At 46.1% G+C, this 19,890-nt stretch carries 41 protein-coding genes; 40 read left to right on the top strand and 1 reads right to left on the bottom strand.

Annotation, left to right across the window (positions count from 1 at the left end; genetic code table 11):
- The first annotated feature begins 8 nt into the window (after positions 1–8).
- The 29 genes from OXB_RS14425 (at position 9) to OXB_RS18735 (ending at position 12,286) form a co-directional block, all read left to right on the top strand.
- Positions 9–299, top strand: coding sequence for a helix-turn-helix domain-containing protein (locus OXB_RS14425; RefSeq protein ID WP_041075165.1), 291 nt, complete (start codon positions 9–11; stop codon positions 297–299).
- Between the two features lie 12 nt (positions 300–311).
- Positions 312–572, top strand: coding sequence for a helix-turn-helix transcriptional regulator (locus tag OXB_RS14420; protein WP_052484065.1), 261 nt, complete (start codon positions 312–314; stop codon positions 570–572).
- 207 nt (positions 573–779) lie between these two features.
- Complete coding sequence (locus OXB_RS18065) at positions 780–1,511, top strand: ORF6C domain-containing protein (RefSeq protein WP_052484064.1); 732 nt, start codon at positions 780–782, stop codon at positions 1,509–1,511.
- Positions 1,512–1,651: 140 nt separating this feature from the next.
- On the top strand, positions 1,652–1,936 hold the full coding sequence (locus OXB_RS14405) for a helix-turn-helix domain-containing protein (protein ID WP_041075164.1): 285 nt from the start codon (positions 1,652–1,654) through the stop codon (positions 1,934–1,936).
- A complete protein-coding gene (locus OXB_RS14400; RefSeq protein WP_041075163.1) occupies positions 1,933–2,211 on the top strand; it encodes a hypothetical protein in 279 nt (92 codons plus the stop codon). Before OXB_RS14405 ends, OXB_RS14400 begins: the two co-directional genes overlap by 4 nt.
- Positions 2,212–2,460: 249 nt before the next feature.
- Entirely contained in the window at positions 2,461–2,586 is a 126-nt protein-coding gene (locus OXB_RS19335; protein ID WP_269447808.1) for a hypothetical protein, read from the top strand.
- Positions 2,583–2,792 (top strand): hypothetical protein, encoded by a 210-nt coding sequence (locus tag OXB_RS14395; RefSeq protein ID WP_041075162.1) that lies wholly within the window; start codon positions 2,583–2,585, stop codon positions 2,790–2,792. Before OXB_RS19335 ends, OXB_RS14395 begins: the two co-directional genes overlap by 4 nt.
- Complete coding sequence (locus OXB_RS18935) at positions 2,785–2,946, top strand: hypothetical protein (protein ID WP_158333735.1); 162 nt, start codon at positions 2,785–2,787, stop codon at positions 2,944–2,946. The genes OXB_RS14395 and OXB_RS18935 overlap by 8 nt, the downstream gene beginning before the upstream one ends.
- Positions 2,943–3,149, top strand: a complete 207-nt coding sequence (locus OXB_RS14390) for a hypothetical protein (protein WP_041075161.1) — start codon at positions 2,943–2,945, stop codon at positions 3,147–3,149. The genes OXB_RS18935 and OXB_RS14390 overlap by 4 nt, the downstream gene beginning before the upstream one ends.
- A gap of 78 nt (positions 3,150–3,227) precedes the next feature.
- Complete coding sequence (locus OXB_RS14385; RefSeq protein ID WP_052484063.1) at positions 3,228–4,154, top strand: V-type ATPase subunit; 927 nt, start codon at positions 3,228–3,230, stop codon at positions 4,152–4,154.
- Positions 4,105–4,905, top strand: a complete 801-nt coding sequence (locus tag OXB_RS14380) for a PD-(D/E)XK nuclease-like domain-containing protein (RefSeq protein ID WP_041075160.1) — start codon at positions 4,105–4,107, stop codon at positions 4,903–4,905. The genes OXB_RS14385 and OXB_RS14380 overlap by 50 nt, the downstream gene beginning before the upstream one ends.
- Positions 4,906–4,943: 38 nt before the next feature.
- Positions 4,944–5,807 (top strand): hypothetical protein, encoded by an 864-nt coding sequence (locus OXB_RS18060; RefSeq protein ID WP_052484062.1) that lies wholly within the window; start codon positions 4,944–4,946, stop codon positions 5,805–5,807.
- Between the two features lie 11 nt (positions 5,808–5,818).
- Positions 5,819–6,628: an ATP-binding protein gene (locus tag OXB_RS14365; RefSeq protein ID WP_231860320.1), complete on the top strand. Its 810-nt coding sequence runs from the start codon at positions 5,819–5,821 to the stop codon at positions 6,626–6,628.
- 11 nt (positions 6,629–6,639) lie between these two features.
- Positions 6,640–7,251: a DUF1642 domain-containing protein gene (locus OXB_RS14360; RefSeq protein WP_041075159.1), complete on the top strand. Its 612-nt coding sequence runs from the start codon at positions 6,640–6,642 to the stop codon at positions 7,249–7,251.
- Positions 7,244–7,396, top strand: a complete 153-nt coding sequence (locus OXB_RS18745) for a DUF5320 domain-containing protein (RefSeq protein WP_144399717.1) — start codon at positions 7,244–7,246, stop codon at positions 7,394–7,396. The genes OXB_RS14360 and OXB_RS18745 overlap by 8 nt, the downstream gene beginning before the upstream one ends.
- Positions 7,393–7,560, top strand: a complete 168-nt coding sequence (locus OXB_RS18930) for a hypothetical protein (RefSeq protein WP_158333733.1) — start codon at positions 7,393–7,395, stop codon at positions 7,558–7,560. Before OXB_RS18745 ends, OXB_RS18930 begins: the two co-directional genes overlap by 4 nt.
- Complete coding sequence (locus OXB_RS14355) at positions 7,557–7,805, top strand: hypothetical protein (protein WP_041075158.1); 249 nt, start codon at positions 7,557–7,559, stop codon at positions 7,803–7,805. Before OXB_RS18930 ends, OXB_RS14355 begins: the two co-directional genes overlap by 4 nt.
- Before the next feature lie 105 nt (positions 7,806–7,910).
- On the top strand, positions 7,911–8,183 hold the full coding sequence (locus OXB_RS14350; RefSeq protein ID WP_041075157.1) for a hypothetical protein: 273 nt from the start codon (positions 7,911–7,913) through the stop codon (positions 8,181–8,183).
- Positions 8,173–8,478 (top strand): hypothetical protein, encoded by a 306-nt coding sequence (locus tag OXB_RS14345; RefSeq protein WP_041075156.1) that lies wholly within the window; start codon positions 8,173–8,175, stop codon positions 8,476–8,478. Before OXB_RS14350 ends, OXB_RS14345 begins: the two co-directional genes overlap by 11 nt.
- Positions 8,475–8,627: a hypothetical protein gene (locus OXB_RS18925; RefSeq protein WP_158333731.1), complete on the top strand. Its 153-nt coding sequence runs from the start codon at positions 8,475–8,477 to the stop codon at positions 8,625–8,627. Before OXB_RS14345 ends, OXB_RS18925 begins: the two co-directional genes overlap by 4 nt.
- Positions 8,624–8,806 (top strand): hypothetical protein, encoded by a 183-nt coding sequence (locus OXB_RS14340; protein ID WP_041075155.1) that lies wholly within the window; start codon positions 8,624–8,626, stop codon positions 8,804–8,806. The genes OXB_RS18925 and OXB_RS14340 overlap by 4 nt, the downstream gene beginning before the upstream one ends.
- The gene (locus OXB_RS14335) at positions 8,803–9,042 is read left to right on the top strand and encodes a hypothetical protein (protein ID WP_041075154.1); all 240 of its coding nucleotides are present in this window, start codon (positions 8,803–8,805) and stop codon (positions 9,040–9,042) included. The genes OXB_RS14340 and OXB_RS14335 overlap by 4 nt, the downstream gene beginning before the upstream one ends.
- Entirely contained in the window at positions 9,039–9,518 is a 480-nt protein-coding gene (gene ssb / locus OXB_RS14330; RefSeq protein WP_041075153.1) for a single-stranded DNA-binding protein, read from the top strand. The genes OXB_RS14335 and ssb overlap by 4 nt, the downstream gene beginning before the upstream one ends.
- Before the next feature lie 30 nt (positions 9,519–9,548).
- Positions 9,549–10,034 carry a hypothetical protein gene (locus OXB_RS14325; RefSeq protein WP_041075152.1) on the top strand — a complete coding sequence of 162 codons (486 nt, stop codon included), beginning with the start codon at positions 9,549–9,551 and terminating at the stop codon, positions 10,032–10,034.
- A 10-nt stretch (positions 10,035–10,044) separates the two neighbouring features.
- Positions 10,045–10,203 (top strand): hypothetical protein, encoded by a 159-nt coding sequence (locus OXB_RS18740; protein ID WP_158333729.1) that lies wholly within the window; start codon positions 10,045–10,047, stop codon positions 10,201–10,203.
- Complete coding sequence (locus OXB_RS14320) at positions 10,194–10,796, top strand: dUTP diphosphatase (RefSeq protein ID WP_041075151.1); 603 nt, start codon at positions 10,194–10,196, stop codon at positions 10,794–10,796. The genes OXB_RS18740 and OXB_RS14320 overlap by 10 nt, the downstream gene beginning before the upstream one ends.
- A 165-nt stretch (positions 10,797–10,961) precedes the next feature.
- Positions 10,962–11,129, top strand: coding sequence for a DUF6011 domain-containing protein (locus tag OXB_RS19080; protein ID WP_173426020.1), 168 nt, complete (start codon positions 10,962–10,964; stop codon positions 11,127–11,129).
- Entirely contained in the window at positions 11,126–11,650 is a 525-nt protein-coding gene (locus tag OXB_RS14315) for a Holliday junction resolvase RecU (RefSeq protein WP_041075150.1), read from the top strand. Before OXB_RS19080 ends, OXB_RS14315 begins: the two co-directional genes overlap by 4 nt.
- Before the next feature lie 138 nt (positions 11,651–11,788).
- The gene (locus OXB_RS18735; RefSeq protein WP_144399715.1) at positions 11,789–12,286 is read left to right on the top strand and encodes a hypothetical protein; all 498 of its coding nucleotides are present in this window, start codon (positions 11,789–11,791) and stop codon (positions 12,284–12,286) included.
- A gap of 49 nt (positions 12,287–12,335) precedes the next feature.
- Here the strand turns inward: OXB_RS18735 and OXB_RS18920 are convergent, their stop codons facing one another.
- On the bottom strand, positions 12,336–12,542 hold the full coding sequence (locus tag OXB_RS18920) for a sigma-70 family RNA polymerase sigma factor (protein WP_041075149.1): 207 nt from the start codon (positions 12,540–12,542) through the stop codon (positions 12,336–12,338).
- A 117-nt stretch (positions 12,543–12,659) separates the two neighbouring features.
- Between OXB_RS18920 and OXB_RS18915 the strand changes: the two genes are divergently transcribed.
- The 11 genes from OXB_RS18915 (at position 12,660) to OXB_RS18910 (ending at position 19,884) form a co-directional block, all read left to right on the top strand.
- Positions 12,660–12,911 carry an IDEAL domain-containing protein gene (locus OXB_RS18915; RefSeq protein ID WP_041075148.1) on the top strand — a complete coding sequence of 84 codons (252 nt, stop codon included), beginning with the start codon at positions 12,660–12,662 and terminating at the stop codon, positions 12,909–12,911.
- Positions 12,908–13,192 (top strand): helix-turn-helix domain-containing protein, encoded by a 285-nt coding sequence (locus OXB_RS14300; protein WP_041075147.1) that lies wholly within the window; start codon positions 12,908–12,910, stop codon positions 13,190–13,192. Before OXB_RS18915 ends, OXB_RS14300 begins: the two co-directional genes overlap by 4 nt.
- Before the next feature lie 73 nt (positions 13,193–13,265).
- Positions 13,266–13,433 carry a DUF3954 domain-containing protein gene (locus tag OXB_RS18495; RefSeq protein ID WP_084212487.1) on the top strand — a complete coding sequence of 56 codons (168 nt, stop codon included), beginning with the start codon at positions 13,266–13,268 and terminating at the stop codon, positions 13,431–13,433.
- A 92-nt stretch (positions 13,434–13,525) separates the two neighbouring features.
- A complete protein-coding gene (locus OXB_RS14295; protein WP_041075146.1) occupies positions 13,526–13,717 on the top strand; it encodes a hypothetical protein in 192 nt (63 codons plus the stop codon).
- Positions 13,718–13,733: 16 nt separating this feature from the next.
- Positions 13,734–14,150: a hypothetical protein gene (locus OXB_RS14290; RefSeq protein ID WP_041075145.1), complete on the top strand. Its 417-nt coding sequence runs from the start codon at positions 13,734–13,736 to the stop codon at positions 14,148–14,150.
- Positions 14,151–14,396: 246 nt separating this feature from the next.
- Positions 14,397–15,011, top strand: a complete 615-nt coding sequence (locus tag OXB_RS14285) for an MFS transporter (protein WP_144399713.1) — start codon at positions 14,397–14,399, stop codon at positions 15,009–15,011.
- Positions 15,012–15,082: 71 nt separating this feature from the next.
- Entirely contained in the window at positions 15,083–15,931 is an 849-nt protein-coding gene (locus tag OXB_RS14280) for a terminase small subunit (RefSeq protein WP_041075143.1), read from the top strand.
- Entirely contained in the window at positions 15,924–17,174 is a 1,251-nt protein-coding gene (locus OXB_RS14275; protein ID WP_144399712.1) for a PBSX family phage terminase large subunit, read from the top strand. Before OXB_RS14280 ends, OXB_RS14275 begins: the two co-directional genes overlap by 8 nt.
- Positions 17,175–17,187: 13 nt before the next feature.
- On the top strand, positions 17,188–18,702 hold the full coding sequence (locus tag OXB_RS14270; RefSeq protein ID WP_070098210.1) for a phage portal protein: 1,515 nt from the start codon (positions 17,188–17,190) through the stop codon (positions 18,700–18,702).
- Positions 18,689–19,717, top strand: coding sequence for a phage head morphogenesis protein (locus OXB_RS14265; protein ID WP_041075141.1), 1,029 nt, complete (start codon positions 18,689–18,691; stop codon positions 19,715–19,717). The genes OXB_RS14270 and OXB_RS14265 overlap by 14 nt, the downstream gene beginning before the upstream one ends.
- Positions 19,714–19,884: a hypothetical protein gene (locus OXB_RS18910; RefSeq protein ID WP_158333725.1), complete on the top strand. Its 171-nt coding sequence runs from the start codon at positions 19,714–19,716 to the stop codon at positions 19,882–19,884. The genes OXB_RS14265 and OXB_RS18910 overlap by 4 nt, the downstream gene beginning before the upstream one ends.
- Positions 19,885–19,890: the final 6 nt, after the last annotated feature.

Genomic DNA, 19,890 nt, shown 5'->3' with positions numbered 1-19,890 from the left:
GTGTAAACATGTCAGAAATCACTTTAGCAAACGTAAACGACTTGAAAGAAGTCATCCGTGCGGAGGTAAGGCAAGCGGTCGGCGAGGCATTGCGAGATCGTCAGCTTCCAGTCTTGCTATCCCTACAAGAAGCGGCGGAACTTTTGGGCGTCAGCCAGACAACAATGTACCGTGCAGCAAAAATCCAAGGCTTCCCAGTCACTCATGATTTTGGCCACGCCAAGGTTGTCACGGACCAGCTGCTTGAGTGGATCAAGAAGCGGAGCAATTACGATTTGGTTTACAACTTCAGTGGGTGAGGGGGAGTACTTATGGCGCAAACAAAAAAGTCAAAGCGTTCGAGGCTGGATTCTAATGAATACAAAAATATAAAAGGAACAAAAAGAGTTCGTTTGATTGCAGAACGAAAGAAGGCTGGCTTAACCCAAGCCCAATTGGCAGAGAAAATCGGATGTTCAACAGCGACAATCTCACATTTAGAACTGGGAAGAATGAATCCGGGACTCAATATTTCTTTAGGTTTAGAAAGGCTTTTCCAGCAACCATATGAAGTTTTATTCCCGGATTTATAAAAAGTACTTGACAAGCCTTCACAGAGTAATTTCCAGAAATGAATTTTTTCTGAAACACAGGGATGATTCCTGAAAAGAAGTATGCCGGAAATTCTCAAAAGCATAGTAAATTGGAACGCACAAACAATCAAGGGAAGGAACATTTATCCATAAATGGCGATTCACCGAAAACTATAATGAGAATCATCAAGCAAAGGAGGAATGAAGATGAATCAATTTACGAAGATTTTTGAAGGTAAAGAGTTGCGAATTGCCGGTGATGAATCCAATCCGCTTTTCTTATTGAAAGACGTTTGCTCAATCTTAGGTCTGGATCAAGTAGCAGGAGTGAAAAGACGGTTGGACAAGGATGTGATTTCAAATCACCCCCTTGAGACAGCTGGTGGAACCCAGCAAGCAACGTTTGTAAATGAAGATGGACTTTACGATGTTGTGCTCGAGAGTCGGAAACCCGAAGCCAGGAAGTTCAGAAAATGGATCACTGGCGAGGTTGTTCCCTCCATTAGGAAGACCGGCACCTATACTCAGCCGAAATCACAACCCGCACTGACAGTGGAGCAGCAAGCCCGCGAACATTTGAAGCTTTCCATCATGACGAGTGAACGCGTAGATGGAATCGAGCAAGACGTGAAATATCTGAAAGACCACATGCGGATCAACGGAGCTCAGGAGCAACGGATCAACATGAACGCCCGTGGGAAAATCATGGAATGCCTGGGCGGTAAAGATGCGAAAGCCTATAAGGAAATCGGCAAGAAAGCATTCTCGCAGTTTTGGAGAGAGTTCAAAGGCTACTTCGAAATTCCTCGGTACGGCGAACTGCCAAAAGTTCGATTTGAGGAAGCGTTGAATTTTATTCAGGAATGGTCGCCAGATACGGCACTGCGGTTGGAAATAAAAAAATTGAATGGTCAGCAGCATTTAAAGCTAGCGGAGTAAGAGGGCCGGGGGAGGGACCCCGGCAAGGTGAAAGGCTTTTTTCAGAGGTTGTTGTTGCGGAGGTTTTGGAGGTCTACATCTAAAGAATACAACACCCTTAACAGATAGAGTATTCCAATTCGGAATAAGGGGGTGAGGGAATGTTATACGGTTCAATTTTAAGAGCCTGCCGGGAAAGAAAAGGCTGGAATCAAGAGGAAATGGCGCACCAATTACATGTCAATCAGTCGGACATATCCAAGTACGAAAACAATGTCAAAGAGCCACCAATGTCACTCTTCCAGAGATGGGCGATGGTGACTGGATCGCAAGACGTGCTAGTCGCTTTTATTGCGGGCATGGAAGGCGTTTCAATCTTGAGCAGCATTTTGGCAACAGCCGGAACCGGCATCATCGGGTTTATCAAATTAGGAGGATTGTTATGAAACTAGAAAACTACAGAAAAGAAGATATCGAAGAAGTCATTGAGCTGAAAAAGATGGCGCAGCATCAAATTAATAAGGTGGAGCTGCATAACTGGACGGACGACATCGACAAGGCGATCAATAGGACACTTGCTCTCTACCAACTATTCAGCAAGATTCGGAGTTTGAAAAACGCGCAGTCGGATGAAAGAAAAATGGAATTTCTAGCGGCGAAACTGGCGATGGGCGGCATCCAAGTACAATCCATTCATTTTGGACATAAAAAAACCGACTGATGTTTGCGCCATCAATCGGAAAAGAGTTCGACTTGATTTTCATTATATCACATTGACGGAGCCTTGGCTCCTGTCAAAGAGCTTGGGAGCCATTGAATAATTTCCTCCCATTGATTCAGAGCTGGTTACTCTGATTCTCCCAGGCTCTTTGATGGGATTCAATCCATCAGGTCGTGAGTGGCTGGCAATGGGCTTTTATCAGCTGTTCGGCGGTCACTTGCGATACCTAACACAGAAAGGAATGGTGAAATGCGAAAACTGAATATGTATTTTTTCGGTGAGGAAGAGATCTCGCGTCACGATGCCGGGTGGTTTTATGGCATGATATCCGGCTCGGCCATCCTCACGGCGATTGTATGGGTGGTGGCGTTATGAACCGACAGGTGTTGCTGGACGAGTACGAAATTATGGGCCTCATCTTCCTTGTCAAAGAAGACATCAAACAGTTGAGAAGTACAGCGGAAACACTGGAAACCGTTGGGCATGGCTCGGAAGGCTCCAGATGGAGAATCGCGGAGCAAGAACGGCTCCTGCGAAAGCTGGAGGATGCTTTGAGTGGAGAGGGGGATACGGATGGGTGAATATGCGGATCTGATTGCGAAAGGCGTCTACTGTAAAAAGTGTGGCTGCTACACCGGGCAAGAGCCAGGGTGTCCGACACTTTGTAATGGTTGCGTCCATGAATTACATGAAATTGAAATCGAAAACGCTATAGAAAGAGGTGAAGAAATATGATGGATCCTGCGATTGAAAGGACGATGTTGACAGGCTATCCGTACCCGGAACCGGTCGTCTACGGTCGTTGTACACGATGCAGAGACGAAATTCATTACAAGGAAGAGTTCGTCGAAGCAGCTGGATATGCGTACTGCTGCAAGGAGTGTTTGGTGGACCAAATGTTAGAGGAAGGTAATGCCAATCTGGTTATTGCGGAATAAAAAAGACCACTCTGCAAAGTGGTCCCACGAAAAAATATCTTTGAATCGATTCTATCACAAATATGGGAGGAAATAAACATGTCTGAACTATCCATGCAATATCAGCAGAATCAGCAAGGGAACGTCCTTGGACAAGCTACAGCTTCACGTGAAATGGAAGAGGTCAAAGGGGCCATCTTCCTTGCAAAACAGTTTCCGCGTAACGTTTACCAATCAGAGCAGCGAATCATGGACGCCTGCAAACGACCATCACTAGCGGAAACAGCGATTTACCAATACCCTCGCGGGGGAACGAAAGTAGCGGGCCCATCTATCCGATTGGCCGAAGTGGTTGCACAGAACTGGGGGAATATCGATTTTGGCATCAAGGAACTGGAGCAACGCGAAGGAGAATCCACGGTAATGGCCTACGCTTGGGACCTGGAGACGAACACGCGGCAAACCAAAGTGTTTTCAGTGAAGCACAGTCGCCAGGCAGGCGGGCAATTAAAGAAGCTGACGGACCCACGGGACATATACGAAATGGTTGCCAACCAAGGGGCGCGAAGGGTGCGGAGCTGCATCCTTGGCATCATCCCAGGGGATATTATCGAAAAAGCGACCGAACAATGCCAGAAAACGTTGGCAGGTGCTTCCCCTGAACCCCTGCGCGACCGGGTTGCCAAGATGCTCAATTATTTTAAAGAAACATATAGCGTGACGCAGGAAATGATTGAGGACCGTTTCGGTTATAACGCCGATTCGTTCACAGAAATTGACTTGGTGAATGCAAAATCAATCATCAATAGCCTGAAAGATGGCATGGCGTCAGTTGATGATTATTTCGATAAAAACGTGCAGAAGAAACAATCAAGCGGTCTGGCCGATTCCTTCAAGGAAGAGGAGAAGCCGAAAGAGGCGAAGGCTGCTCCGGAAGAACCGAAAGCTGACCCGGTCGAGGAAGGGGGGAAGGTAGATGACAAGGACCCAATTCCTTCTGACGCAGGAGAATTACCACTCTACTGAGGCGAACCGAGAGTACTTCTCGGTTTCCCAGTTCAAAGATTTCAATGAGTGCCAGGCGAAGGCAGTAGCGAAGATTAACGGTGGTTTTGAAGAATCATACGGAAACGCTTTGCTCGTCGGATCATACACGCATGCGGCGTTTGAAAGTGAGACAGCGTTCGCAGAATTGGTCGAAGAAAATGCGGAACTAATCTTCAAGAAGCGCGGTGGGAAATACGCCGAATTTGAACAAGCGGATCTCATGATTGAAGCACTGAAGAACGATAAATTCGCCATGTTCGCCATGGAAGGCGAAAAGGAAATCATCCTAACAGCCGAAATGTTCGGAGTTCCGTGGAAAGCGAAAATTGATTCCATCAATCATCAACGAAACACATTCACAGATCTAAAGACTACCAGAAGCCTGTCACAGCGGCTTTGGTCGGACAAGTATCAGAAGTATGTATCGTTCGTTGAAGCGTGGGATTACGTGCTCCAGATGGCGGTGTATCGGGAGATCATCCATCAAAACACGGGATTCTACTACTCTCCATATATTGTTGCAGTTACGAAAGAAGATCCACCGGATAAAGCGGTACTACACTTTGATGATTCGAGGTACCAATTCGAGTTGGATTTCGTAGAACATTTGATAGAGCAATTCAAGGCACTTAAAGCTGGGGATGCGGAACCCTCTCGATGCGAGAAATGCGCTTATTGTCGGGGGACGAAGCAACTGAAGGACACCATTGAGATCGGTGAATTGGTGTGAGGGGGTAAGCCCCTCCACTCTACAAATGAGGTGAAATAATGAGCGGCGCATTTCTGATGTCGAGAGAAATATTCGGTCACGAAATATGGCAAGACGTAGCGAAGTTCAGGATTTTCTTCTACATCGTCGGAAATGCCGTCTTCTCAGATCGAGGAGTAACAAAAGGCGGCATTCACATTGGTCGGGGGCAATATCTTCGATCCTATCGAAACATCCGAGAAGATCTTCTATATGTCGAAAAGAATGCCGAGAAATATTACTCTCTCAACACCATAAAAAGTAAAATTGATGACCTTGTGAAAGAGGGGGCTTTGGAGATTGAGGAAACGAAGCTCGGAACACTCTTCACAGTTGTTAATTATCAGCATTACCAAGGGTTTGAAGCGTATAAAAAGGACGAAATAGCAGAAGGACAGAACAGCAAAAGAACACCTACAGAACAGCAAAAGAACGGCAACGGAACGGCAACGGAACAGCATCAGAACAATAAGAACTATGGTATTAAGGTTAATCAAGATATTACTACTACTACTCAAAGTGGCGATCCAGTCGATGTGATTGCCGATCGATTTTGTGATTTGAGATTGATCCATGAAGGTCGAGAGAGTCGGCCAACCGTGAAAGATTACGAAGCAATCGCCCGGATTGTCGCCCGTGGTATACCGTTACCACAAACAATCGAATTGCTTGATCAATGTTTTGCGGAATACAGGGAGCGTCAACCAAATGGTGCTATAAAAGCATTTGGTTATTGCGAGAAATACATTGGCGACCAATTCGACAAGGTTATCGCTGCTAAAAAGGCTCGAGAGGAGGCGCAACAGATGAAACCCGGGACGGTTCATCCTTTCAAAGTCAAGCAACCGAAGCAAGACGAACACAAATACGACTACGGATTCTAGGAGGTACGAACGTGAAGGGAATCCAAGATATTTTAGAAAACCTGCCAAAGCCAGTCGTCTTAAGCAGTTACGACTGTGAAGGGTGCGGTGAGAAAGTGAGTGTGACCGAAATGGCGATTGCCGGTGGTCCCGAAAAAGGAAAGCTGGAACGGTTTTTCCTTGGGTGCAAATGCGAGGACCAGTTAATTGCTGAAATGGTCGTAGCGAATGAGCGGAAAGCGAAGATGAACCGGGCAAAAGACGTTTTCGACCAGAACTCGCTCGTTAATCAATCCTTGCTGAAAGCGACTTTCGTGAACTACATCGCCCCGTCGCCAGAGTTGGAAAAGGCGAAAAATGAGGTTCTTGGTTTCGTGAGTAGCTTCGATGCGGTAGAAGGGAAGAATCTCTTGCTGACAGGTTCCTACGGAACAGGGAAAAGTCATTTGTCTTTCTCGGCGGCCAAAGCACTCATAGAGCTCGGATATTCAGCGCTCTTTTTATCGGTCCCTAAGTTGCTAACCAAGATCAAGGATACGTACAACAGCAAAGCGCAGTTTTCGGAAAATGACCTGCTGGATTACATCGCAAACGTGGACATGCTCGTTTTGGACGATCTGGGAGCTGAGTATACCAATCTTCGCAATGACGGAGACAACTGGACTTGGACCAAGCTTTTTGAGGTGATTGATAGCCGGTCGGGGCGTAGCACAATCTATACCACCAACCTTTCCGCTGCCGAATTGGAAGCGAAGGTCAATCCGCGGAACTTTTCCCGGATGATGGAGAATACGGAAGTTGTGAAAATGAACGGCCGGGATTACCGGAAAAAAGATTTTTAGGGGGATGCGAAATGACTGAAAAAGTGAAGTTGCCAAAACAAGTGGCAGAAGTGATTGAAAAACTTAGGAATGCTGAATATAGCGATTATGGAATCGTTAAATATACGGAAGTAGGCGGTCCGATTCACATCAAACAAGGTGCGGAAATACAACGTACCTTGTGCGATTGGATTTACAAGAACAACGGCAGAAACGCTGATTTGCTATTAGATGCTTTGCGTACAGGCTACGAAGTCGAGGAAAAGTTCAAGGCTGGGGATTGGGTTGTAGTTGAAGATTGTCCGTGTGAACGCATCGTTGGCAAGGTCCAAAGGATAAAGGACATATCAAAATATTCGACTTGTACTCGTTTTGAATATGAAGACTGGTGGTCGGATGAACACAAAACGAAGTTACGCCACGCCACTCCCGAAGAAATCAAAGCCGAACAGGAACGGAGAGTGTGGGCGAAGATCGGCAGGGAGCCGGGGGAGTTTCGAGAGGGAGATATCGGCATTCTCCTAGGTAGGGAATCATCCTACTCCTTGTGGAAAAACCTTAAAAACTTGTACGAAGAAGGAGAACTGAAAGGTTTCCACCCCGCCGAATCCTTCATCGAGTTTGGAGGTGCAGTTGATGCCTGAATGGATAAAGGGCCCGGGGTTTTACGTGATACAGCCGACCGGCCCGGTGGACAAGGAAATCTTAAAAGCGGAAATGGATGCATTGGAAATTAAATTGCGGGAAGCAGAAGCTAGGATTGCTGCAAGAAAGGTGGAGTCGGCATGATCGGCACGTTTGTTAAACCATCCAGAGAGACGGAAAAACTGGTCCTCATCGAGGAGTTAAACCGGCTCGGAATCTATGAAACTATGAAAAGGGAGCCGTTGGAGAGTTTGAGTTATTACTCACTGCGGACTCTCCTGGCCACAAGAATGGAGGTGGCGGAATGACCGGCCCACTTACTGCGGCCGGCTTCCAGCTGAACGGCCACCGGATGACCAGGCGCCTGCTCCGGCAATGGACAGAGGAGGGCAGGCCGCACACGGTGGCGATCCACACGCTCGGCGGCATCTACACAAGCAAAGGCGATGGTGTCTATGCGAGCACAGAGCAGTCGTTTAACAGCGTGGAGGAATTTTGGCAGTATATCGGTCGGTACTATCAAGGCCGAGCGTTGATGTGGGAGTCGCATTAAAAAATGGAGGTGGCGGAATGATAACCTTGCTGATGATCGTGGTGCTTGTCGTGATTGCTGGGTTGTCGTACGGACTCGGTTGGGTAGACGGAAGGCATCAAGGTCGTGAATGAAACGCCCTATGACCGCTATCTTGATGGACTGGGCAGATTGACCATGGCGCAAGCTGAAAAATTGAAAAAAGGAGAGCCGCTGCTCTATTACGGCCCTGGATCGTTTGAATGGGTGCCGGTGGAATTTGACAGCGTCCGGACGTCTCAAGGGAGTCCTGTCGTGATAGTCAAGACGCCGGAAGGCCACATGGTCGCATATTACGAGCGTCTAAAAACGATTGGAACAAATGATTTGTTGGAAGTGAGGTTTGGAAATGACAACTGAAACGAATGCGGAGCGGTTGGCAAGATTCAAAGCGGAGTGGCACGGTGATGATGATTTGCAAGGCGACGACATTGACTGGCTCATCCAACAAGCCGAGCGAACAGCAGAACTAGAATCCCACGCCATCGGCTTAAACATACAGCTAAACAGCGCGATTAAATTCAACGCTCAAATCAAGGAGGAAAACGCCAGTCTGCGGGAAGCGTTGGAAGAAATCGCTTCAACAGATGGATGGGAAACGGTAGACGAAGCTAGAAATCTCGCCCGCCAAGCCCTGAAAGGAGAATATGAATGACGAAAATCAAAGAACCGATTGCTGTTTGTCCGTCCTGCGAAACTGTTATCTGGACCGGTACCAGAGTTTGGCGCAAAGGGGACGAGCTTTACTGTCATAGCAAGTGCTTGATTGCTTCGTTCGGTGCGAAAAAGGCGGTGGCCAGATGAGGACCTGTTCCCAATGCGGCTGGGAGATGAGTGAGGGGTTTCTCCACGAAGACAGCGGTAACACGTACTGCACGACAGACTGCTTAAACAAAGAGTTCTCGGCAGTGGAGCGAGAAGCTATGAGCGTTGATGAGCTGTTCTGGACAGATTGGCACTATGAAAAGGCGGTGGCGAAGTGAATAGTTTTTATGTATACGAAACCCAGGCGGAATTGACAGCCGACCATTACCAGCAAGCCGAAGCTAACGGTATCAGCCGGGCGGCCGTTCGAAAGCGCATCAAGCTTGGTTGGCCCATTAGTAAAGCAATCAAGGAGCCGATCCTATCGCAAAAGGAAATTACCGAAAGGGCTTCGGCAGCTAGTCCGTTTCGGCAGACGAACGGGTTGCATTTCGCGAAGGAGGGCAAGGTGTGATTAATCGAATCATTATTACCGGGAGGCTTACCAAAGCACCGGACATGAAATATACCCAATCAGGGATTCCCGTCACGCGCTTTACTGTCGCGGTCAATCGGGCTTTCAAATCCCAGGACGGAGAGCAACAAGCTGATTTCATCAATTGCGTGGCGTGGCGGAAGCAGGCCGAGAACGTCGCGAACTTTTTAAACAAAGGTTCGCTGGTCGGTGTAGATGGCCGTATCAGTACCGGTAGCTACGAGGGACAGGATGGCAAGCGGGTATTCACAGTGGAAGTGGTCGCAGAATCGGTACAGTTTTTGGAACCGAAGTCCAACCGCTCGGAATCGCCGAATAGTTCGCAGTCCGGCCAATATCAGCAGCCAAATGCACCGGCCGGAAACTATGGACAGCAGACTTATACTCCACCGGGGAACGATCCGTTTTCGGGCGGAGGGCCAGTAGAAGTCGTGGATGATGATTTGCCATTTTGAGGGGATTTAGTCAAATCGGAGGTGGGCGCAATGACAGCATCCAAGCCTCGGAAAAGAGGGCGGAAGCCCGCAACATATGCGGTGTACAAAGGGGATGAGTTTCTGGTTGTCGGGACAGCGGCGGAATGCGCGGCGTACATGGGGTGGTCAAGTCCCAAGCGGACGCAGATCATGGTGTCGCCGTCATTTAAAAATCGGGCGTCGAAACACAAGAATCACGGGAGTCGGATGGAGGTCATCCGGGTGCAACATGATTTGGGACAGGAGGAAGCTATGATGACAGAAATACAAGTGGCGGAACAACCGCAGGCAGTGCGCGGCAGGCTAATGAAAACGATCGCCGTGTACTCGCCGGGCAGACGTGGCAGGATGAAACATGAAGTGGGATTCGTTGTTTCCCGCACCCGTCCTTTCCGGGATGTGGAGCAGATTACCGAACACGAAGAGGTTTGCAAGAAAGCGAGGTTGAGCCGGTATGGGCAGAGTTTGTTCGACTCCTGTTTCAAAAACTGGTGATGATTTAAACTTGGCGGTCCTGCAAGAAAACGCAAGACTCCGGGAGACGCTGAAATACTATGCGGATCCGAAAAACTACAAGCTAAGCGGATTCAACGGAGTGCGCCGGATGGTTCGGCTTGAACGGGATGGCGGACAAAAAGCAAGGGAGGCATTGGGATGGAATTAAGCAAACTGTTTGAGACGCAAAGGCGACTGGATGAACGGATCGTGAAGGAAAAAGGACTCGAAGGGCATGGCCTGCTGCCGATGAAGATTCTCGCCTTGCAAGTAGAGCTAGGCGAACTAGCGAATGAATGGCGTGGTTTTAAGTTTTGGAGTGAGGATCGTAATCCGAGGACAGAAGTGACGTACGATATATGCGGAACATGCGGAGGCACTGGAACGCCATTCGGAATACCAGAAGAAACGGACATCGACTGTTGGAAATGTGGTGGTGAAGGTGAATTGACAAGAAATCCACTCCTCGAAGAATACGTGGACTGTCTGCATTTTATTTTGTCGATTGGGTTTACGATAGGATCCACAAAACCGAGAGTTACATTCCCGAAAGCGGGAGGAAGAAGTAAGGAGTTTACGGCTGTTCGATTTAACGAGTGTTTGAGATTCGCAAATTTACTACTCGACGATGATTACTATGATTTATTGTTTCAGTATTTCATGGACTTGGGCTATATGCTCGGTTTCACGTGGGCCCAAGTAGAGTCTGCCTACTTCACAAAAAACAAAATCAACCACGCACGGCAAGAATCGGGCTACTAAAGGTGCGCCATGCTCAGAACGCTATATCGGACGGTTGACGGGGAGCGGCGGGTCATTTGCGGGCATCTAACAAAATTTGAAGTTGCGGCCCTTCGCCAAGAAGGTTGGCGGGAGGATCGGCCGCAAGTTAACAAAAACGGGATACCGGTGGGGAGGGCGGTTTGAATGGGAGTTTGTAAACGATGCAACAGAAAGTTGAAAACACAAAAGAGCATTGATGTTGGGTTCGGGCCGGTCTGTAAGAAAAAGCACGATGAGGCGGAAGCGGAGTTTCTAAAATTACAGGTCACGATTGATGAAGAGATGGCGTACCAGGAGCGGATCAGTGTATGAGAAAAGCCTATAGTCGGTCCCACGCTAACCGAGGCTCCGGCCTGGAACGGATGATTGACATGACGAATCAGCAATATCGCAATAAGGGCGTTGCAGATGTGCGCAAGGTGCCGCCGCCGGTGAAAATCATGGGGCAGCAGGGCAACCAAGTCACGGGTTACACCCAAAAAGGTGAGTGGGTCGATTACGTTGGCATCCATAACGGCCGGACCATCATCTTCGACGCCAAGGAGACCAGGGAGACAACCCGTTTCCCGCTCTCCAACGTATCGAGACACCAGTATAGCTTGCTAGAATCGTGGCACCAGAAAGGCGCACGCGCGTTCCTGCTTGTGTATTTTACGAAAAGGCATGAAGTATACGTCCTGTCGTTTGAGCGGCTGCAGGAGGCTTGGAAGGGCTATGTCGGGGATGGTAGAAAATCCATCCCATACACTGAGTTTCATTTGCATTGCGATCAGGTGGAGAGCGAGAAGGGGTATGTGCTGCATTACTTAAAACATGTGGGGGTGACGAAATAACAATTATCACAATTCCCGAAGCAGCCGCGGTAATCGTTGCTGGCGTGCTGCTGATGATATCCGGCTATGCAATGGGGCGATTGAGCAAGTGACGCGTCACATCAGACACAAAAAGCGACATAAAGGAAGGTGATTGGGTTGGAATCGACTTTGTTCAGAATATATGGATGGATTATTATTCGTCCTACAAGGTGGTTCTTCTGGAAAATGATATGTAATACCACTTTATGTGTATTACCTAAGAAGGAATGGGACAGATGGCGACTAACAAATGTACATTGGTGGGTATTGTACAAAACAGTATTTAAGTTTTTTAAGTGGCTCAATTACGATGCGTGGAGACACTTCTGTGATTGGACTGGAGGTTGGAGACAATCTTATCCATTGCCAGCAAGAGTTATCCATGCAATAGGGAAAACAACAGCAGGCTACGCCATTAGTGGCGGTCAGTGTTATCACTGCGGTTCTGAAGAAGGTTGTCCAGTTGAACTATCTGAAGATGACTCAGGGGAGCGTTTTAAATTATTAGAAACTTGGACATCAAGCACAATGGATGGAACAGATTACAGATTTAGAGGAATAACTATCTGTCCGAAATGTGGGTATGAACAAGAATACGAGGATGGTTCGCTTTAAAGAGTGATGCACATTACGAAGATTAAGCGCCGGAGCCGCATGCAGCGGCTCAGTCTTTGAATCTACTTGGAATGAAACCGTAAAACGATTTGATGGTCTGTAGCCAACCTGCCTCTTCGCGAGTGCGCATCGGGCGTGGATCACTGTTAAGCCTGTAATAGACAAGGCTAGTCGAGCAACCTAACATTTTAGCGATTTGCGGCCCAGACATTTTTTCTTCATGGTACAGCCGGACAATTTCCTTAGTCGAATACATGATATTACCCCCTTTTGGACAAGTTATCAAACAATTTCAGAAAGGGGAAGGGTTAAGAAAAAGGAGCGGAGCAAGCGCATGAGAAGGGAAGTAAAAAGGGATGGAGGAGTGAAGGGAATGAGTGAGGAGATTGTTCGAAGAATGATGAGAGACGCTTTTTTCGCGGCGATGCACGCTCAGCATATAGAGGTTTACCGGGCATTCGGTTATCAAAAAGTTTCCTACTTCGATTTGGAATATAATCCGAAAATCCAAACGCGGATCACTGACATGGACATGCTCCAACTTCGAATCGACATGGCTCTGGACGCAGGAGATGAAGAGCAATTCTTGCTGTTAACGGATCAACTGAAAGAGGTGGAATCATGAGCAATCGTAAAATTATTTCAATCGCGAACAAAGTGACATTCCTTCGGAAATACGACGGTCTGAGCATCCGGGAGTTATCAGCCGAGTTAAGATTCCGCATGGATCATATAGCCGACCTGGAAACGGGTGCTGTTCAGGCGGATTTAGAAGATGTCATTCGGTATTGTGATTTCTTTGGAGTCGATTATGAGGCGTTTCTGTTTGATGGGTTTGGGGAGTTCAAGCGGGCTTATATTGCGGACAATGAAAAGATGATGAAGGCGATTGGGTATAGCGTTTGAGAAGTATTCAATAAAAAAAAGACAGGCTCCTCCTGTCTCTACACACATACATCATACCATAGGAGGGGTCCGGGTGGAGAAAACAGCGGTGGTTGATTTGAGAAAAAACGGGACATACATCGTAAAAGACGGGAAGCTTTTACCGATACCAAGTCCTCCGGCGGGCTACGGGAAGCAAGTCATCAATTGGCAGGGTGGCAAACCTTGCAACGGAACTATCGAGGAATCGGTGAAATTTTAATAGGCTTATCGGAACAACCGAGGGCGCTAGATCATTTTGTTGGGTTCAACAAAATGGTTTGGTGTCCTTTTTTATTCGAGAGGGGCGAGGGAATGAGGACGTTGCAAGATCAGCTAAAGGAGAAAGGGCTCCTACATCCCGCAGGACGGGCGGAACGCGAACTGAATACAAAGACTGGGGGCAAGCAACCAGAACGGCTGACCGACCGAGAACTGCGTGAATTGATGGGGGTTACTCGTGACGTATACCGGCGTGGGCCGGGCGGGGCTTTTCGAAAACGATAAATTGGGAGGCTGGATTATGACTGAAAAGCAGATTGAGCAGCTGTTGAAGGATTATCATTGGATGATCAATTCAGTGAAAATTATGCGTGAGGGATTAAATGATATTGGCGAGGGGTTAACGGCTCAATACGGACTACAGGCAGCTATGCCCAAAGCGAGTGGCAGTCATAGTGATCCAATCTATCAAGAGTTCACCCGTCGAGAAAAACGATGGAAGAAGATCTATGATTACGAGCTAAAAATCAAGTCGGTTCAAGAGCGGATGCACGTCATTACGATTGATCGGGAAGTGGAAGTTTTACACTGGCTTTTAGAAGGAAAAAGCATGAGGTGGATCGGATTGCATATGGGGCTTTCTGATCGGCATATTGGCCGAATTAAGGATACTGTAGTGCGGAAGATGTCGCAAATGTCGGATACGTCGCAGAAGTGACGAAGGTATATTCCAGATGATACCATGGAAGGCAGGTCGGGGAGGCGGGTAGTGCGGGGAATCCCCCTTGTCCTACGCCCCACAAAGTGCGTGATGTCTCCCCTCTTTGCGCCCGAAGAAACCATATTGACCGCGTGCGGAAACACGCCGCAATGTGTTGTGTTATGTATATTCTTTGGGCGCTCTTACATAAAGAGGAATTTTCACCTTTCTTGGCGAAGTATGTCGATGGAAGGAGCGATATCGATGCAACAAATAAAAAAACATAAATTCACAGCATTTGTTATTGGTTTAGGTATACTTTTGATTTCCGTTATCCCGATACTTGTTAATTTATTAGCAACTAAAGCTATTTTTGAAGGGACATCTGGCGAGTTTAATTCTTGGTTAGGATTTTGGGGATCGTATTTTGGTGGCATTGTTTCAGGAGTCTTGACATTGGGTGGAGTATATATTGGAATTAATCATGAAAGGAAATATTCCTTATATTTAAGATACATTTCTCACAAAAGACAATTGGATAAATTTGTTGCTTGGGTTGAAGATATAGGAAAACTGGCTCGATATATTGAAGATACTGATATCAAATTTTTAGAAAGCTATAAAAGATACCTTGACGAGGGTGAAGATTTAATCAACTCGATATCTGGATTGGATATAAATATTTATCAAGAGGCACGAAACTTAATATATGAGTATGGTTGGCTGCTTCTTAACTTCGAACAAGCAAAGGGGACGGACGAATATAATAAAAAGTACGCGTTCAAAAAGATACCTGAAAACATAAAAGATATAAACGAAATCATACAAAGAATAAATAAAAAAGTTGAAACTTTAGAGAGGGACTTCAAATATTACTAATCAATTCCAAGCACTCTATTCGGGGTGCTTTTTCTATGCCTAAAAATCAAAGGGGGCGGCGGTGATGTGAAGTGCCGAATTGGGAAGAGATTCAGAGAGAATGGGAAACAACAAAGATAACCCTTACTGCATTAGCAGAGAAGTATAACGTGAAGCTTGGAACATTGAAGAGCAGAAAGAGCCGTGATAAGTGGTCGAGGGGAGCACCTAAAAAGGATGCAACCAAAACACAAAAGGTTGCAACCCCTACGAAAAGGATGCAACCAAAAAGAGAACAATTTGAGCCTGTTGTTGAGTCGGATGATCTGACTGATAAGCAACGGCTTTTTTGTATTTACTACATTAAATACTTCAATGCGACCAAGGCTTACCAGAAAGCTTATGAGTGTGCATATACGACGGCAATGGTGGAAGGACATCGTACCCTAAGAAACCCTAAGATTTCTGCTGAAATTGACAGGATGCGAACCGAGAAATTAAACGAGAAAAGGCTAAGCGCTGATGACATTCTGCAGAAGTACATCGATATTGCTTTCGCTGACATCACAGACTTTGCGTCATTTGGCAGAAAAGAAGTTCCGGTTATCGGCATGTATGGCCCGGTGCTTGATGAGAACGATGAACAGCTCATGCAAGAAGTGAACTATGTTGACTTCAAAGAATCCTTAGAAATAGACGGCACTATCATCACCGAGGTCAAACAAGGTAAAGATGGAGTATCCGTTAAACTAGCAGACAAAATGAAAGCATTGGATATGCTGGCGAAGTTTACGGATCTTCTTTCCGACAACGACAAGAAGCGCCTGCAGGAAGAGAAGTTGAAAGCCGATATTGCTAAAACCGAAGCAGAGGTTGGCAAAATAACAAGCGGTAAATCAGACACGGTGCGTGTGATTATCGAGGATGATGTGCATGAGTAAAGATATTCGCCTTTCAATGCAGAAGGTGATAGGTAAAGGATACGCTGATTACTGGAATTTCAAAGGTCGTTATCGAATTTGCAAAGGCTCACGTGCTTCCAAGAAATCAAAAACAACCGCAATTTATTATATAAAGAACCTCATGAAGTACCCACAAGCGAACTTATTAATCATTCGCAAGACATACCGAACATTAAAAGATTCATGTTTCGCTGAACTGAAGTGGGCGATCCATCAGTTGCAGGTCGATGATGAATGGGCAATAAAAGAATCGCCACTTGAAATGACTTACAAACCAACTGGCCAAAAGATTTACTTTCGTGGTCTTGATGATCCGTTGAAAGTTACATCAATTACGGTTGATAAGGGCGTACTATGTTGGATGTGGATCGAGGAAGCTTATGAGGTCCTGAATGAAGATGACTTTAATATGTTGGATGAATCTATCCGTGGTGCTGCACCTGAAGGTTTATTCAAACAAATCACTTTAACGCTCAACCCATGGAACGAACGCCATTGGATTAAGAGGCGTTTTTTTGATGCCGAAAATGACCCGGACATCTTAGCGAAGACAACGAATTACTTGTGCAATGAGTTCCTGGACGATGCCGACAAGCGAGTGTTTGATCGCATGAAGCGAGATAATCCAAGACGTTATCAGGTAGCTGGCCTAGGTAACTGGGGAATTGTTGACGGTTTAGTATTTGAAAACTGGGAAGAACGAAATTTCGATATTAAGAAATTGCTTCAAGAACGAAAGCGCATGAAAACCTTCTTCGGGCTCGACTTTGGTTATACAAATGACCCCACTGCATTTTTTGCAGGCGCAGTCGACGAGGAAGTTAAAGAAATTTATGTGTTTGACGAACTATACAAACACGCATTAACTAACCGAATGATTTACGAAGAAGTTTCTCAACTAGGTTATGCCAAAGAGCGTATACGGGCAGATAGTGCTGAACCCAAATCAATTGATGATTTGTATGAATTGGGCTTAAAAAGCATCATGAAAGCTCGTAAGGGTAAGGACAGCATAAACAATGGAATTCAAACAATCCAAGACTACAAAATCATCATCCATCCATCTTGCGTTAACTTTTTGACGGAGATTACTAACTACACATGGGATGAGGACAAGTTCGGCAAGAAATTGAACAGGCCGATAGACGACTTCAACCATTTGATGGATGCAATGCGCTACGCATTAGAAGATTTGAAAGGTGATCTATTCAGCTTCGACTAAGAGAGGTGAGAACATGAAGGCAGCTTATTTCCCGTACCAAGGCGCGGTCACGGAAACGGACAAACTGAATCAAGTGATTGCTAATGGAAACCAGGCAAAACAATTTGAATTAAATAGATTAGAGAAGGAAATTGCGAAATTTATCAAATCCGAAAAACGTAATATGATGCTTACTGGAGAAAGATATTATGAAGGCGAGCACGATATCCTTCAAAGAAAGCGACTGGTCATCGGCGAAGGTGGAAGATTGCAAGAAGCCCCAAACCTTCCGAACAATAAGCGTGTCGATAATCAATACGCTTCGCTTGTTGACCAAAAGGTGAACTATTTACTCGCAAAGCCATTGACAATCGAAACGGAAAACGAAGCATATGAGGAAGCGTTGAAGCTGGTGCTTAACAAGCGTTTCCATAGATTACTTAGAAATACCGGCGAAGCTTCTCTTAATCACGGAATCACTTATTTGCACCCTTATTATGATGAGCATGGAGAATTGCAATTTAAAAGGTTCCCAGGTTATGAGATTTTGCCTTTCTGGCTTGATGCTGATCAGACCTATTTAGGTTCTGCATTGCGTATATACATGGTTATTGATTATGACGGTGATCGTGAAATCGAAGTCACGAAAGTGGATCATTACACCACCAACGGCATTAAGCATTATATCTACGAGCACGGCCGTTTGAAATCAGGCGCAGTCGAACAATCTAGCTATCTCACGATTGAAACGGAATCTGATGAAGGCATAGACGTTGAGTTTAGAAACTGGCAGCGACTGCCGTTGATCCCGTTTAAATATAATCACAAATCGATTCCATTGATCCAGCGCGTGAAAAACTTGCAAGATGCGTACAATAAGGTTCTTTCAAACTTCGAGAATCATATGGATGAGGATACGCATAACACGATCATCGTTCTCGAAAACTATGACGGCCAGAACCTCGGGGAGTTTCGGCGCAACCTGTCTCAATATGGAGCGGTGAAAGTACGATCGACAGAGGGTTCCCGCGGTGATGTTCGGACGCTCGAAGTGACGGTCAATAAGGATAACTATGAGTCCATCCTGACGCTGTTTAAAAAGGCGATTATTGAAAATGGCCGTGGCTACGATTCCAAAGATGATCGCATGAGCAATAACCCGAACCAGATGAATATCCAGTCGATGTATTTGGATATCGACCTAGATGCCAACATGATTGAAACCGAGTATCAAGCGGCGTTTGAAGAATTGTTATGGTTCGTCAATCAAGACCTGGCGAATAAAGGAGTGGGTGACTTTGAGAACGAGAATGTGAACATCATTTTCAATCGTGATGTATTGATTAATGAGACTGAGGTGATTGAAGGTCTTGAAAAATCAGGGTACCTATCTGATGAAACTCGAATTGCTCAACATCCATATATCAAAGATGTTCGCCTTGAAATGAAACGACTTGAAGCTGAACAGCGCAAACAGATGGATCTCATGGACAACTACGACACCCACTTCAACCAATTGAATGGCGGTGGAGCGGATGGCCAGGAGTAGGGAATACTGGCGCAAGCGCTTTGAAATGCTGGAAGATGCTCAGAATCGCAAGGCCGTTAGCTATTACAAAGACCTCGAAAAAGCATACATTCAAACTATGGGTGCAATTGAAGCGGATATCGCTAAGTGGTATAGCCGTTTTGCCAAAAACAATGAAATCACGCTGGATGAAGCTAAACGGCTACTGAAATCTGAGGAATTGAGAGAGTTTCGATGGACGGTCGAAGAATACATTGAGTATGGCAAAAGGAACGCAATCAATCAGCAATGGATGAAGCAACTTGAAAACGCCTCCTCCCGCGTCCACATTAGCCGTTTGGAGAGTTTGCGACTACAACTTCAACAGCATGTCGAAAAACTGTATGGTGGGCAAATAGAGGGTTTTGAGCGCTTGATGAAAGAGATTTATCAAGACCAGTATTATCATACGGCTTTTGAGATTCAGAAAGCATTTGAAGTCGGATTCACCTTACAAGCGCTGAATGAGGATGTGCTCACAAAGGTCATCAGCAAACCGTGGACTGTCGATAATACAACATTCAGCGCCAAGATATGGCGCGACAGAAATTTGCTCATCAATACATTGCACACCGAAATGACGCAGGCATTCGCTCGTGGCGAAGGTCCGCAACGGTTAATTTCTGTCATTCAAAAGAAAATGAATACCTCCCGATCTAACGCTGCTCGACTAGTTCAAACTGAGCAAGCGTTTTTTAGTGCTGCTTCACAAAGGGATGTCTTTAAAGAGTTGGATGTTGATAGGTATGAGATCGTTGCGACATTGGACAGTAAGACCTCTGATATTTGCCAATCGATGGACGGTAAAGTGTTCAAAATGAGTGATTATCAACCTGGTGTGACCGCGAATCCGTTTCATCCAAGATGTAGGACCACGACGGCCCCTTGGTTTGAAGATGATTATAGTCAACGTATTGCCCGGGGCCGCGACGGTAAGGTCTATTACATTCCTAGCAATATTAAATATCCGGAATGGAAAGAGAGGTTTGTTGCGTGAATTACTTAATCGTTGTAGCAAATGGCGAAATGGTCACTAATAGAAGAATTTTAGGTGTGCACACCTTAACTACTTATGATGAGAGAGTCTATGTTTTCCGAGATGCAACAGGAGCAGTTTTATTCTCGGCGCCGTTTGATTCGGTGGTTTATATCGAACAAGTATGAAAGCGT

The sequence above is a fragment of the Bacillus sp. OxB-1 genome (assembly GCF_000829195.1).
Lineage (GTDB): Bacteria > Bacillota > Bacilli > Bacillales_A > Planococcaceae > Sporosarcina.
The sequence above is the reverse complement of the archived record's forward strand: the minus strand, read 5'-3'. Positions and strand labels throughout refer to the sequence as shown.